This window comes from Paenibacillus sp. FSL P4-0081 (assembly GCF_000758565.1).
Taxonomy (GTDB): Bacteria; Bacillota; Bacilli; order Paenibacillales; family Paenibacillaceae; genus Paenibacillus_AQ; species Paenibacillus_AQ phytohabitans.
In genome coordinates this window covers 2,919,960-2,934,283 of sequence record NZ_CP009280.1, presented here as the reverse complement: position 1 = coordinate 2,934,283, position 14,324 = coordinate 2,919,960, and the positions used below count along the sequence as shown (strand labels likewise).

Below are 14,324 nucleotides of genomic sequence, written 5' to 3'. Positions count from 1 at the left end.
AAGGACATGACGCAAGAAAGAACAGGCGTAGCTACTTTTAAAGGCAATCCCATTACTCTCGTAGGACCTGAACTGAAGGCAGGAGATTCCGCACCCGCATTCGTGGTAAGCAAGAATCTGCTGGAAGATGCTTCACTCGGTGATTATGCCGGCAAAATAAAGCTGATCAGCGTTGTGCCTTCCCTCGACACCGGCGTGTGCGATGCACAGACCCGCCGCTTCAACAGCGAGGCTGCCGGTCTCGGCGATGACGTGGTTATCCTCACTATCAGCACAGACCTGCCTTTCGCTCAGGCACGCTGGTGCGGCGCTGCAGGCATTGACAGCGTAATTACACTCTCCGACCATAAGGAAACCTCTTTCGGACAAGCCTACGGCGTACTGATCAAGGAATTCCGTCTGGATATGCGTTCCATCTTCGTTGTGGACAAGAATGACAAGCTGGCTTATGTTGAATACCTCAGCGAAATGGCGGAGCATCCGGACTATGAAGCTGCCATCTCTGCTGTTCGGGCACTGCTGTAACCGCAAGCGCACCATACTTATACATTTTCAGTCTTACTTTTGTGAAAAAAAGCGGCAGAAGGTCATCCTTCTCCCGCTTTTTGCGTATGATGAGCCCTATTTATTAATGCCCGGCACGGCCTGTACCGCGCTTAGAAACCGCATACAATCTCTGGACAGAAAAGTGCAGCTTGCTCTTAGTCAGCCTTATATTTGCCCAGCTTCTTATCCAGTGACTGGTACAGACGCTGAATGACACGGTAATTGGCACCCAAATCGCCAAGCGATCCTCTGGATGCGGAATACATATCTACGGCACAGCGTACCGGCGAGGTACTCAGCACAGATACGGTGATATCCAGTGTGCGGCCGAAGGCCGTTCTCTTCTCCAGGGTGATCTCCCCTACAGACTGTACTTCGTGAAGCACTTTGAATCCAGGAATCTTCTTCAGCGTTGCGGATACTTCATCCCACGCCTTGTCTCTTGAAAGAGTGTAATAACGTGTTTTGAGTGTCGGATCTTTTGCACGGTCGCTTGTTCCGTCATGACTGCGAAATAAACCGACCAAGGTTCTTTTCAACGACAAAATTCTTCCCCCTCTTCAAATCCCAAGTTCATTACTCTAAGTGTAACACTCTTATCCCCGGAACAAAAGAGCATAGCGCACTTTGTCCGGGTAAATAGCCCGGCCAGACAGGGCAGTCCTAACATCCCGCTTCCATTAGCTGGCGGGAACAGCAATGCACTTACAAGTACTGCTCACAAAAAAACGGAACACACACCATAAAAGGCACCCTACTCCTGCAGTGAGCAGGTAACAGGGTGCCTTGTCAAAAACAGTAGAAAACCCGCCTATGCCGTCCGGCTGCAGTGTCTTCTGAACCTGCTATAGCAGGTGGGTGACCGCAGAAGTCGTTTTTGAATTCCCCAAGTCGTATAGACAGGGCTGTTCAGCCGCGCTTCATGTAGATCTCCCAAGACATTATCATTGGTTCAAAACAACGAGCAACCATAACGTACATCGCAGGATTTATTAATATTATATTGCGTTTTAACGAAAAAGTAAACCTGTATGCGCTTTAATTAACACTGTAATAAATTTCCGTCAAAATTATTGATCTTTCGGTTACCGGAATGTTAACTCTTCTTGAGGTTAATACCCTCTTCCGCTTCCTCATCATCCTCGTCAGAAGGCATGCCTTCATTCTCGGCTGCTTCCAGCGCCGCCTGCTCTTCAGCCAGCTTCTTCTTCTCCACCTGCAGCTGCAGCTTGTTGTACGTTGCATAGAAGTTAAAGAAAGCAAGCATAGCAATGAATGTAGGAATACAAAGAGCGTAGAGCACCGGATACCGCAGACCTATATAGAGAAGAACCGCTGAACCAATTAGTGTTGAGAATACACGGATCGGCCGGGCGATGGTCAACAGAATGGAGTTGGTCACCACTTCCTTGAAGGTCATCTGGTAATGAACCACGATCGAGAAGAAATTGAACATGGAAACGAACAAAATAATCATCAGCACGAGCATCAGGATACCGACGATTTTGAAATTGGCCATTTGTGTCATGTATACGGTAACATCAACGTACATAATCACGAACAGCAGGGTGTAGATAATACCTCCAAGCATGCTTTTGAAATAATTCTCTTTGTACCCCTGAAAAAAAGTGCGGAATGTGCTTACATCTGTGTTGCCCATCACCCATTTGCGCACCACTGTAAACAACGCCGCCGTAGCGGGAAATACAGTGAATGGCGCGAGTACGCCAAGTACCCAGTTGAGCGTGATCTGCTCATTCGGTCCGCCTGCTTCCGAACCCAGCATAATCATCTTCATAATTCCTGCGAACAGAAACGGAACCGAACACAGTGCCCACAAAATATTACTGAAGGCAATACGTGATATCCATTCTGTGATGCGGTATAAACCGCCCATTGCTCCCTTAAACTCCAATTCCCTTCCTCCTGTCTATCTAGCGCATACTGCGTATCTTAACTATACCCTATTTGACCCGGACTTTTCCAGCGCCCAAGTTTACAAGTTATAGGTAAGTGTCTACGCAAGCTCTGTGATTCGTCCATATATTAGAATCGTAACCACAACAACCACTGTTTAAAGGAGGTTAATCCCATGTCCGCACCCGGTTGCTGCAATCCTTGGACTTCCACCGGCACCATTCTGGTCCTGTTCATCCTGCTCGTCATTATTACCCGCACTTTCATCTAATCGTGCATGATAAGGATAAGGTATTACTCGAAGCATATAAATTCTTATCTCTGCAAAAAAAGAAGACGAGAACCGCTCGCGGTCGCTCGTCTTCTTCCTATGTCAAACGCAATGCTTAAACGTCGTAATCCTGTTTAGCCGGACGGGTGCTTGTGCTGCTTGGGCGGGCGGACGGTTTACGGTCTGCGCTGCGGCTTGCACCGCCATCGCGTCCTGCTCCCGCATCACGGTTGCCTTTGTAGCCGCCGCCGTAGCTGCTGCCGCTGTTGCTGCCATAGCCGCTGCTGTAGCCGCCACGCGTGCTTCCGCCGCTGCTGGCATTATCACGGTTACCGCGATAGCCGCCGCCACTGCTGCTGCCAGTTCCGGAGCCTGTACGATTGCCGCCATAGCCGCCGCCGTTAGGCTTGCGTCCGCTGCGAATATCGTTCTTGCCTCCGCGGCGTTTAGCGCGGATCGGATCTTCAGGAGTCAGCTCGATTTGCGCATCCTTGTTATCGCCGGTAAGAAGCTTCATAGCTGCGGATAGCAGCTGTACAGAATCATATTGTTCCAGCAATTGAATGGCAATACCTTTGTATTCGTTCAGTTCGCCGCCGTCCTCAACCATTGCCAGCAGACGTTCAGCTGTAATGCGCTGTTTGCCTTCAATAGCCTCAGCCATAGTAGGAAGCGGTTTACGGGTAATGCGGTGACGGGTAACACGTTCGATCAGGTGCAGGTGATCCATTTCGCGAGGAGTTACGAAGGACCATGCAGTTCCTTCTTTACCGGCACGGCCGGTACGGCCGATACGGTGTACATAGCTTTCCGGATCCTGCGGAAGGTCAAAGTTAATTACATGAGTTACACCGGAAACGTCCAGACCGCGGGCTGCAACGTCTGTAGCAACCAGTACATCAATACTGCCGTCGCGGAATTTGCGCATTACAGCATCGCGCTGGTTCTGCGACAAGTCACCATGCAGGCCATCAGCGGAATATCCGCGTTTCTGCAATCCTTCAGCAAGCTCGTCTACCCGGCGTTTGGTACGGCCGAAGACGATAGCCAGATCAGGGGACTCCATATCAATCAAACGGCTGAGCGCTTCGAACTTCTGGCGTTCAGGAACTTCAATATAAGCCTGATCGATTAGCGGTGCACTGATTTGCTTAGGAATTACGGATACATGCTGTGGGTTCTTCAGGAACTGCTGGGCAAGACGTTGAATGTTAGGAGGCATAGTAGCCGAGAAGAGCATCGTCTGGCGTTCTTCCGGAACGAGCTTGAGGATCGTCTGGATATCCTCCATGAATCCCATATCCAGCATTTCATCAGCTTCATCAAGTACAATGGTCTGTACATCATCAAGACGGATGGTTTTGCGGTTGATATGATCCAGGAGACGTCCAGGAGTACCAATAATAATCTGTGGTTTCTTCTTAAGTCCGCGGATTTGACGGCCGATATCCTGCCCGCCGTAGATGGCCAGTGAACGAAGTCCCTTGAAGCGGGTCAATTTGCCGATTTCTTCTGCTACTTGGATAGCAAGCTCGCGTGTAGGCGTCATAATCAATGCAACAATTTTCTCTTCTTCCCGGGCGATCTTGGAAATGAGGGGAATCCCGAAAGCAGCGGTCTTACCTGTACCCGTCTGTGCCTGGCCGATCAGATCCGATCCGGCCATTGCAAGAGGGATAGCTTGCTCCTGAATGGGTGTTGCTTCCTCAAATCCTAGTTCAGTGATTGCCTGTAGCACTTTTGGCTCCAAGCCGAATTCTGCGAATGTTTTCAAATTATTCATGCTCCTTCTATACAGTGGACATTCCACATGCTTGTCTGTATTCTTAAGTAGCGGTAAACACATTTATAGGCTGTCCAATCATGCCGTATTTCCTGCATGGTTTAGCGCGTATTGGGACAAAAAAAATGTCCTATGATCAGGCCACTACATATACCTGACAACTGTAACTTCGCATTCTAAGCAATGCAAAAATACCATTGTAACGTCCTACTCAAGAATATCCTATACATTATATCACAAACCGGATCAGGAATACCAGTACATTCCTTTCTTTCATTACTTACATTAAACATAGAGGTGAATTTGTTTGTTGAAACTCAGACTATTCGGGAGTTATATGGCCGTAATCTTCGGTTCTGCGATGATTGCCTGCGGCTTCAATCTGTTCCTGATCCCGCACAGACTGCTCAGTGGAGGAGTATCAGGCCTGGCCATGCTGGTCGGTTACTTCACTCCATTTAACATCAGCCTGCTGTATTTACTCTTTAATGTGCCACTGCTTGCCGCCGGCTGGTTCCAGCTTGGACGGAGGTTCATTATCCTCAGTATCCTCTCTGTCGGAGCCACAACCTGGCTGATGACCCTGGTACCGGTGTATCAGGTATCCTCGGATATGCTGCTGGCTTCCGTCTTCGGAGGGGTGCTTGTAGGTGTCGGGGCCGGAGTGTCTTTCCGTGTGGGCGGCTCGTCCGGCGGTTTCGATATTCTGGGCTCGATTATTACACGTTACCGCGATTTCCCGATTGGCAATGTCCTGGTCGGCCTTAACGGGCTCGTTATTCTGGCCGCAGCTTATTTCGATAACAACTGGAACCTGGCACTTGCATCCATGGTCTCCATTTATGTAAGCGGCAAGGTCGTCGATCTGATTCATGTCAGCCACATCAAAGTCACCGTCTATATAGTAACAACCCGGACGGATGAGCTTCTGCAGCAATTGCTGGGGCTTCAGCGCGGTGTCACAAAGATTAAGACGGAAGGTGCTTATTCTCATGTGGAACGGGACATGCTAATGACAGTGACCACACGGTACGAACTCGCAGAGCTCAAACGGATCATCAAAACAAGCGACCCGCAGGCTTTTGTGAACATCGTTGAAACAGTCGGGGTTATGGGGTCTTTCCGCAAAAGATAGGCTCCGAAAAAAATGCGCATATTTTAAAATTGTGATATATTAGTACCACGCAGGACCCTTATCAATTTCATGAAGATTGTGATTTACCCCTCTTTTTTCCAGGCACTTCGTTTTTCCGGGTGGACCCTGAATTCTAATTCAGTTCGATTCGAAAAAGGAAAGGGTGATTTTTGTGGAAATGGAAACGGTAAAACTGTCAGCAATCGTCATGAGGTGGTATCCCGATATGATACCGTTTCTGAAGCAGGACGAACTCAATTCTGTAATCGTTCTGCGTGACGGTCTAAGCATTCTGGAACCGGCAGATGCCATGGATATCATCCATTACAGCATTTGCGAGCATCAGAATTCTGCGTATCTTCACTAAGCAAGCTGCCCTAAGAGCAAGTTTTTATAGTTGCCGCTTCGGATTCGGCCTTCGTGCCGGATCCGAGCGGCATTTACTTTTTAATTCAGCGGTTCAAAATCCGTACATCCCGTTTATAAACAACAAGAGCGGTTTTTTATGACACCAAAAATTACGGGTATTGTTACAAGTCTGTTCTTTTTGAGTGCATCCGTTACTTTATACTTTAAGGGAATGTACATAAAGGGAGCGAATAACGAATGAACATCACCTGGGCATTACTGATGATGGCCCTGGGAGGCGTTGGAGTGCCGAATAACGGCCACGACGCTGATGTGGCAGCAGCACTGCAGAGCGCCATGAATCCCCCCATCGTCGCAGAACACACTACGAATCCAGAGGCAACAGCGATTACACCGGGTGGAGCTGGCAGCACGGCAGCACCCTCACCAAGCGCAACACCAGACGCAGCACTTCATACCGATCCGCAGCCGGATGCACCTAAGGTTAAGGGGATTTATGTAACAGCCTACAGCGCCGGGGGCGAACGCATGGAAACCCTGCTCGCTCTGCTCGACAAGACGGAACTGAATTCCATGGTCATCGATATCAAGGATGACGCGGGTTACATCACATACAAAACGGATAACACAGAGCTCCAGCAAATGGGACATCCCCAGCCGTTCATTGGAGACATCAACAAGCTGATGACACGTCTGAAGGAGCATGACGTATATCCGATTGCCCGGATTGTTGTTTTCAAGGACTCTGTATTGGCCAAGAAGAACAAGGAATTATCCTTTGTAAATACCGACGGCTCAGTCTGGGCTAACAAAGGCGGAGACAGCTTCGTGAATCCTTATAATGAAGCGGTGTGGAAGTACAATGTGGATATTGCCAAAGAAGCCGCGAAGCTCGGATTCAAGGAAATTCAATTTGACTATGTACGCTTCCCTGAAGGCTTCGAGAAACGTGCAGATACATTGAAATACACCAAGAGTGACAGACCGCGTGTAGAAATCATTGCCGACTTTGTCAAATATGCCAAAGCAGAGCTCGCGCCGCTGGGCGTACGTGTATCTGTTGATATTTTCGGCTATGCAGCGTCAGTTCCTGCAGCAGAGGGCATTGGCCAGGATTTCGTCAAAATATCGAAGAATGTGGATGTCATCAGCCCGATGGTCTATCCAAGCCATTACTCTACCGGCTGGTTTGACGTCAAAGATCCGGACAAGGACCCTTATGCTACAATCAAAGGCTCAATGGTCGATACGCACAAGAAGCTTGATCCGCTCGGCAGCTACAAGCCGGTAATTCGTCCATGGATACAGGATTTCACCGCCAGCTGGCTCGGCAGCGGCCATTATGTCAAATACGGCAAAAAGCAGGTTGAAGACCAGATCCGCGCCTTGAAAGACGAGAACGTGGATGAATTCCTGCTCTGGAATGCCAATAACCGTTATACCTCGGAAGTGGATTACGAACAATAAGCTTACAGCAATTATCTGATGTATCCAATCTCCATAAGACATCACCATAAGACGATCCGGAACCCGGCAGCTGCCGGGTTTTTTACTGAGAATTAAGCAAGTACATCCTACAACTACTATTAAGATAACGGGGCACCCACTATTATGAAACAGACTTCTTCCATTAAACAAAAAGCCGGACAGTTTCTGCATATCCTGCTTCCGATCCTTATTACTCAAATCGCCTTGTCAGCCATTACTTTCTTCGATACGAACATGTCCGGTAAATTCGGCACGAACGATCTCGCCGGTGTTGCTATCGGCACAAGCTTGTGGATTCCGATCCAGACCGGACTAAGCGGGATTCTAATGGGAATTACGCCGATTGTCTCCCATCTGATCGGCAGCCGCCGCAATAAAGATGTCGCCCACCAGGTCATGCAAGGCATGTGGCTCTCCTTGCTCGTATCGGTGCTGGTGCTCATTCTGGGCGGATTGGCCTTATCGCCGGTACTCAATTTCATGAACCTGGAGCCAGAGGTACGCGATATCGCATTCCGGTTCCTGCGGGCGATTTCTTTTGGCATCATACCGTTGTTCGGCTATACCGTAGTCCGCAGCTGCATTGACGCACTGGGTCAGACCCGCGTCTCGATGTTCATCACACTGATTGCTCTTCCGGTTAACGTGGGACTCAATTACCTTCTGATCTTCGGTAACTTCGGATTCCCCCGCCTTGGCGGAGTAGGTGCCGGTGTAGCCTCAGCCATTACATACTGGGTAATCTTCCTGATTTCCCTGGTCTTTATCTATCGTGCCGAGCCCTTCAGAGGCCTGCAGCTCTTCCGCAAATTCCATGCCATGTCGCTGGGCAGCTTTAAGGAACTGCTGAAGATCGGTGTACCTATCGGCTTCTCAATCTTTTTTGAAACTGCGGTTTTCTCAGCCGTAACGCTGCTTATGAGCCGCTTTGATACGGTTACTATTGCAGCCCACCAGGCAGCGATCAACTTCGCGTCCACCCTGTATATGATTCCGCTGAGCATCTGTATGAGTCTGACGATACTTGTCGGTTTCGAGAGCGGCTCCGGCCGGCTTAAGGATGCCCGCCAGTACGGATTCATGGGCATTGGTACGGCAGCGGTCCTCTCCCTGCTTACCGCGCTGGTGCTGCTGTTTGCCGGCAGCCATGTCGCCGGGCTATATTCGGATGCACCTGAAGTGATATCGCTAATTCAGCATTTCCTGATCTATGCAATCTTTTTCCAAATCTCCGATGCTATCGCAACTCCAATTCAAGGTGTTCTGCGGGGGTATAAGGATGTTACCCCTGCCTTCATCATTTGCTTCGTTGCATACTGGGTAATTGGTCTTCCGGTTGGCTATCTGCTCGCCACTTATACGGATCTGGGCGCTTACGGCTACTGGATCGGGCTGATTACGGGTCTGGCTATTGGAGCTATTCTGCTGCTGTCGCGGCTCATTCGGGTGCAGCGAAGATTCGCTCTTGAGAAGGCTTGAGTAATTTACAGCTTATATTCGAAAAACAGCCGCAGGCAAGAGGTTAATCCTCCTGTCTGCGGCTGTTCTATTTTACCGGCTTTTCACAAGCAGTTGTACTGCTTCCTTGATGACCTGATCCGGAGTATTTCCCTTTGCCAGCTCCTCCTGAATGCAGTGCTCCAGATTGTCTCCAATAACTGCACCAGCAGTGCGGTCTACGGCGGTTCTGATCGCGGTCAGCTGGGTTACAATCTCCCGGCAATCCTTGCCCTCCTCCAGCATGCTGAGAACACCCCTAACCTGACCTTCTATACGCTTCAATCTGTTTATTATTGCCTTGTCATATACCACGGTTTCTTCGCCCCTTTAAATGAACAGATTAACTCCCGAATCCTCTGCGGCACCGAGATAGCTGGCAACACCGCCGATCTCTACCCCTTCTATCAATTCTTCCTGTGATATACCCATGATGTCCATACTCATAGAACAAGCCATCAGCTTCACACCGGCATTAAGCGCCCCCTGCATAAGCTGCTCCAGTGAATCTACATTCTTGCGTTTCATCGTGTAGCGGATCAGCCGCGCACCCAGCCCGCCCATATTCATTCTTGATAAGGGTAGCTTACGTGTCCCTTGCGGCATCATCATTCCAAACATTCTGTCGAGTCCGGCTTTCTTCACCTGCGGGGTCTGCCCGCGCCGCAGCACATTCAGCCCCCAGAAAGTAAAGAACATCGTTACCTGCTTCCCCATCGCGGCAGCACCTGAGGCAATGATGAAGGATGCAATGGTTTTGTCCAGATCGCCGCTGAAGACAACCATGGTCGTCCCTTCTGTGACTTGGGGATTCTGCACCTGAAACACATCATCTGCTGTATTCCATGACCCTTTGCGTACCAGCGCCTTCACTTTGCCCTCAGATACATCTACAGATTCCAGGGTGTTATGCGTCTTGCTGCACCACTGCCTGATGTCAGCGGCAAAACCAAAATCCGTTGCAGAAATCTCAACCCTCTGGCCATCTTCCATTGACTTTACTGTCTCATATACTTTGAGTATAGGGCCCGGACATTGCAAACCGCAAGCATCCAGTATAAGACGCTGTTCATTCCCGTGTTCTGTCCGGTTATTCACGGCATTGGCAGGAGCCGCTGAACCGGACGAAGCCTTGCGCTTCCCGGTACTCTGCAGCTGACTTTCTTCCATCACAGCATAAGTCTTATATCCACCGTCAACATTCCTTACCTGATAACCGTTTTGGCTTAGTATTCTGGCAGCAATATAGCCGCGCAGCCCTACCTGGCAGGATACCGCAATTTCCTTATCCCGCGGGATTTCCGTTAGACGCTCTCTCAGCTCTGGCAGCGGAATGTTTATAGAGCCGGGTATATAGCCTGCTGACCGTTCCACTTCTTCCCTCACATCAATGATAAGTCCGCCGCCGTGCGAAAAGTCATCCACCTCATGCCACTGGAGGTTTGCTACAAGTCCCTCCAGCAGATTGGAGGCTACGTAGCCTGCCATATTTACCGGGTCCTTGGCTGAGGAGTATGGAGGAGCATATGACAATTCTATATCGGCCAGCTCATTAGCCTTAAGATTGCCGCGGATGGCTGTGGCAATTACATCGATTCTTTTATCAACACCGGTGCTGCCCGCCGCCTGCGCTCCGTAAATGGCTCCTGTCTGCGGATTGAATAACAGCTTCATGGCTATCGGTGCAGCACCGGGATAATATCCGGCATGGGAATTCGGATGTATATGCACCGCTTCATAAGGTACCCCAAGAGACTTAAGCGTCTTCTCGTTATTACCGGTAAGAGCGGCAGTTAAACCAAAAATCTTAATAATCGCCGTTCCCATTGCCCCATTGTATGAAGCTTCGCGCCCATTAATATGATCTGCGGCGAGACGGCCCTGCCGGTTCGCCCCCCAGGCAAGAGAAACCATGGTATCAAACCCTTGAATACGGTCCTTGACTTCAATGACATCCCCAACGGCATAGATGGCCGGATCACTGGTCTGTAATTGGGCATTTACTTTAACTGCTCCACGGACACCAAGTGCAAGCCCGCTGCTGCGTGCCAGATCATTCTCGGGACTGACACCAATTGCCAAAATCACCATATCGGTACTGAGCACTTCACCGGAGGAGAGGCGCAGCAGGCTGCCCTGTTGTTCAAAAGCTTCTACACCTTCATTCAGCCGCACTTCAACACCATGCAGCCGCATATGCTCTTCCAGCGGGCGGGCCATTTCCGGATCGAGCGGATTGAGAATCTGCTGTCCCCGGTCAATTACAGTTACTTCAAGACCCCGCTCACGCAGATTCTCCGCCATTTCAAGGCCGATAAAGCCTGCGCCGATAACTGTAGCATGTCGGGGCTTTCGGCGGTCTACATAAGCTTTGATACGGTCGGTATCGGGAATATTTCTTAGGGTGAACAGATTCTCCGCTGCAGAAATACCCTCAATAGACGGCACTATCGGCCGCGCACCCGGAGACAGCACTATAATATCGTATGGAATTTGTTCAACCTCTCCGGTCTTACTATTCCGGCACTCTACCCGCTTATGTTCACGGTCAATCTGCGTGGCCTCAGTAAATACTCTCACATCGATATTGAACCGGGCCCGTATACCGGCAGGTGTCTGCAGAAACAGCTTTTCTCTGGAATCAATAGTTTCTCCGATGTAATAGGGCAGCCCGCAGTTGGCAAAGGAAACATGCTCTCCACGTTCCAGAATAATAATCCGGTCTTCCTCATTCAATCTTCTTAAACGTGCAGCAGCTGACGCTCCTCCTGCTACTCCGCCAATAATGACAATAGTTCTTCCCACTTCTAGTTCCCCCTTATAAATAATACCCCTACGGGTATAAATATATACGGGTGGGGGTATATAGTCAAGTGAGAAAAAGATGTTTTGCTGTAGGTCATGGCACCCGTATATGGAATAATACTATTTATCTTTTCCAGCTCAGAGCAAAGAAATATCGAGTTAAGCATATCCTTCTAATTATGATCACAGGAAAAAGACCGCCTGTCTCCAGGCGGTCTTAAAGGCAATATAATAGTTCCTATTGGGACAAACGGGAAGCCAATTCATACAGATCCGTGTCGAAGTCTTTCTTAGTGTTCACAACTTTATCAATATCAGTAAGAGTCAGTTCACCCTTGATAATTCCGCATGCTTTGTCCGATTCGCCCTCAATCAGCTTGCGGACTGCGAAGTCACCCAGACGGCTGGCCAGGTTGCGGTCACCAGGAGTAGGTGTACCTCCGCGCTGGATATGTCCCAGAACCGTTACACGGGCATCCAGAGAAGCATGGCGGTCCTTGAGCGCCTGTGCCACATCTTCGCCTTTGCCTACGCCTTCAGCAACAATTACAATACTGTGGCGTTTGCCGCGGGCAAAATTGTCCTTCATCCGGTCTGCTACTTCATTCAGGTCATACGGCATTTCAGGCACAAGAATCGTTTCTGCACCGGAGGCAAGACCTGCATGCAGCGCGATGTCTCCGCAATGGCGGCCCATAACTTCCACGATCGAAGAACGCTCATGGGAAGACATGGTGTCACGCAGTTTGTTAATCGCATCTACAACAACGCCTACGGCTGTATCGAAGCCAATCGTATAATCTGTGAAGGAAATATCATTATCGATGGTACCCGGCAGAGCCATGGTGTTAATACCCAGCTTGCTGAGTTTGTTGGCTCCTTTGTAAGAACCGTCACCCCCGATGACTACCAGGCCGTCAATGCCCATTTCATTAAGAATGTCAGCACCTCTCTGCTGGCCTTCAGGCTTCAGGAACTCCAGACAGCGTGCAGATTGCAGAATGGTACCTCCGCGCTGGATAATGTCACCCACACTGCGCAGATCCATTGGGAAAATATCACGGTTGAGCAGACCCTGATACCCGCGCTGAATGCCGAACACTTCAATTCCGAAGTAGATCGCACTGCGGACAACCGCACGTACAGCGGCGTTCATGCCCTGTGAATCTCCTCCACTGGTTAGTACTGCGATTTTTTTTACGTTTGCCATTCTGTTTGTTCCTCCTTAAAATTGCGCCGGATGTCCTCCGTGTCAGAATGAGCCCCGGCAGCATCTAGTGCGACTAATACATGTGTTTGCGTATCCAGCGGCTGTTAACGAAGAAGAATAACCGGGTCAGCGGGCTTTTTCTCATCAGCCGTTTGGATACAGAGCGAACCTCCCGCTGTTCGCTGACTTTTGGATCGGATAAATAAAGTGCCAAGAGCCCCTCGATGACCATACGATGCATTGAGGTCTCGGGAAGAGTCCGGACATCCTTGCGGGCCCACTCCACGATGGAAGCGATCCGATTCAGCATGGTATCAGTGTCGTCATAATAATTGCAGAAATTGAGGTCACCGCCTGCCCGGTCTTCGTCCTGGTCAATCAGATAATCCAGCATAATGTGCAGTCCGCACACATGCGGAAAGTAAGCAGCACGAATCGAAGCCGATGCGCTTAGGCTTAGCTTGGGATCACAAGAGGCCAAAAAAAGCATAAAGACGCCAAGGGTTGAACCGGTTGCGGCTGCAAACTCATTCCACCCGAGATGAGGTGCACGATGGCCCTCTCTCTCCCACCATTCCTTCAGGGCGGCTTCCCTGAGCTCCGGACGAATGTGCTTATAGACCTGAAGATCGGTGTACAATACGGCCAGATCATGAATCTCAGCTGCGGCGGCGGCATATCCGGGAAGCTGAGAGGTCATCTCCTGGCATTTGCGGACAAGCCTGTACAAATATCCGCCGTCATTCTGTTCATTGCGCAGCGCGTAGTAATTCACCGGCTCCGCCTCTGGGTTAATAGCATCAAGCATGGATTGATGCAGCAGCCGGAAATCGGCAGGGTCAAGCGAAGTACTGCGATCACATAGGTTGTCCAAATAATCACTGATCGTCTGATAAGCAACAATTAGCGGAATCAGTATATGTCTCATCGACAAATTGCCGGCGGCATAAATACCGCCGCCTTCGCAATGAAACTGCTTCGTTTCAATGCTGGCAAGCGCTTGCTTGCGGAGCTCGGGATCGGGAATCCCTTCTGCATCCTGGCGCCAGAAATCGAGGCATGCCCGCACTTCCGGCAGCACGTACTTGTAGACCCTGTTCATCAGTCCAATGGGACCGCGCGGACTAAGGTAACGGCCTTGCTCAAATTCATTCAATGACAGTGCCTCCACATTGTTGTCTCCTTATCCAAATCATCATTATTATAATATGCAGAGCGTATTTGTACAAACAACAAAATCACTTTCGCAAAACCTTGAAAGATTCAGAAAAACGTTTTTTCACGTAACCCCTGCCTCACCAGC

General features: G+C 49.8%; 13 protein-coding genes and 1 other RNA gene. 6 read left to right on the top strand and 8 right to left on the bottom strand.

Annotated elements, in window-relative coordinates:
• Positions 1–6: 6 nt before the first annotated feature.
• On the top strand, positions 7–525 hold the full coding sequence (tpx, locus tag P40081_RS12270) for a thiol peroxidase (protein ID WP_042135733.1): 519 nt from the start codon (positions 7–9) through the stop codon (positions 523–525).
• Between the two features lie 176 nt (positions 526–701).
• Here the strand turns inward: tpx and P40081_RS12265 are convergent, their stop codons facing one another.
• From P40081_RS12265 to P40081_RS12260, 3 genes are all read right to left on the bottom strand, one after another.
• The gene (locus P40081_RS12265) at positions 702–1,091 is read right to left on the bottom strand and encodes a DUF1499 domain-containing protein (RefSeq protein ID WP_039299722.1); all 390 of its coding nucleotides are present in this window, start codon (positions 1,089–1,091) and stop codon (positions 702–704) included.
• A 255-nt stretch (positions 1,092–1,346) separates the two neighbouring features.
• Positions 1,347–1,538: non-coding RNA, 6S RNA (gene ssrS, locus P40081_RS37015), on the bottom strand.
• A 104-nt stretch (positions 1,539–1,642) separates the two neighbouring features.
• Complete coding sequence (locus P40081_RS12260; RefSeq protein WP_042135731.1) at positions 1,643–2,461, bottom strand: YesL family protein; 819 nt, start codon at positions 2,459–2,461, stop codon at positions 1,643–1,645.
• A 177-nt stretch (positions 2,462–2,638) separates the two neighbouring features.
• Here P40081_RS12260 and P40081_RS12255 point away from each other — a divergent pair, with 177 nt between their 5' ends.
• Positions 2,639–2,734, top strand: a complete 96-nt coding sequence (locus P40081_RS12255; protein WP_039299719.1) for a hypothetical protein — start codon at positions 2,639–2,641, stop codon at positions 2,732–2,734.
• Positions 2,735–2,849: 115 nt separating this feature from the next.
• On the opposite strand, the gene P40081_RS12250 is transcribed toward P40081_RS12255, so the two are convergent.
• Positions 2,850–4,508, bottom strand: a complete 1,659-nt coding sequence (locus P40081_RS12250) for a degradosome RNA helicase CshA (protein ID WP_042135729.1) — start codon at positions 4,506–4,508, stop codon at positions 2,850–2,852.
• Positions 4,509–4,854: 346 nt separating this feature from the next.
• Between P40081_RS12250 and P40081_RS12245 the strand changes: the two genes are divergently transcribed.
• From P40081_RS12245 to P40081_RS12230, 4 genes are all read left to right on the top strand, one after another.
• Positions 4,855–5,652 (top strand): YitT family protein, encoded by a 798-nt coding sequence (locus P40081_RS12245; RefSeq protein ID WP_042135728.1) that lies wholly within the window; start codon positions 4,855–4,857, stop codon positions 5,650–5,652.
• 178 nt (positions 5,653–5,830) lie between these two features.
• Positions 5,831–6,019: a hypothetical protein gene (locus P40081_RS12240; protein WP_171718441.1), complete on the top strand. Its 189-nt coding sequence runs from the start codon at positions 5,831–5,833 to the stop codon at positions 6,017–6,019.
• 239 nt (positions 6,020–6,258) lie between these two features.
• The gene (locus P40081_RS12235) at positions 6,259–7,488 is read left to right on the top strand and encodes a putative glycoside hydrolase (RefSeq protein ID WP_042135725.1); all 1,230 of its coding nucleotides are present in this window, start codon (positions 6,259–6,261) and stop codon (positions 7,486–7,488) included.
• A 144-nt stretch (positions 7,489–7,632) separates the two neighbouring features.
• On the top strand, positions 7,633–8,988 hold the full coding sequence (locus tag P40081_RS12230; RefSeq protein ID WP_042135723.1) for an MATE family efflux transporter: 1,356 nt from the start codon (positions 7,633–7,635) through the stop codon (positions 8,986–8,988).
• 72 nt (positions 8,989–9,060) lie between these two features.
• Here P40081_RS12230 and P40081_RS12225 read toward each other — a convergent pair whose 3' ends face one another.
• The 4 genes from P40081_RS12225 to P40081_RS12210 all read right to left on the bottom strand — a co-directional run bounded on the left by P40081_RS12225 (position 9,061) and on the right by P40081_RS12210 (position 14,177).
• Positions 9,061–9,321 carry a metal-sensitive transcriptional regulator gene (locus P40081_RS12225; RefSeq protein WP_042135721.1) on the bottom strand — a complete coding sequence of 87 codons (261 nt, stop codon included), beginning with the start codon at positions 9,319–9,321 and terminating at the stop codon, positions 9,061–9,063.
• Positions 9,322–9,336: 15 nt separating this feature from the next.
• Positions 9,337–11,811, bottom strand: a complete 2,475-nt coding sequence (locus P40081_RS12220; protein ID WP_042135719.1) for an FAD-dependent oxidoreductase — start codon at positions 11,809–11,811, stop codon at positions 9,337–9,339.
• Between the two features lie 238 nt (positions 11,812–12,049).
• Positions 12,050–13,021: a 6-phosphofructokinase gene (pfkA, locus tag P40081_RS12215; protein ID WP_039299701.1), complete on the bottom strand. Its 972-nt coding sequence runs from the start codon at positions 13,019–13,021 to the stop codon at positions 12,050–12,052.
• Between the two features lie 73 nt (positions 13,022–13,094).
• Positions 13,095–14,177: a tetraprenyl-beta-curcumene synthase family protein gene (locus P40081_RS12210; RefSeq protein ID WP_042141005.1), complete on the bottom strand. Its 1,083-nt coding sequence runs from the start codon at positions 14,175–14,177 to the stop codon at positions 13,095–13,097.
• Positions 14,178–14,324 lie beyond the last annotated feature (147 nt).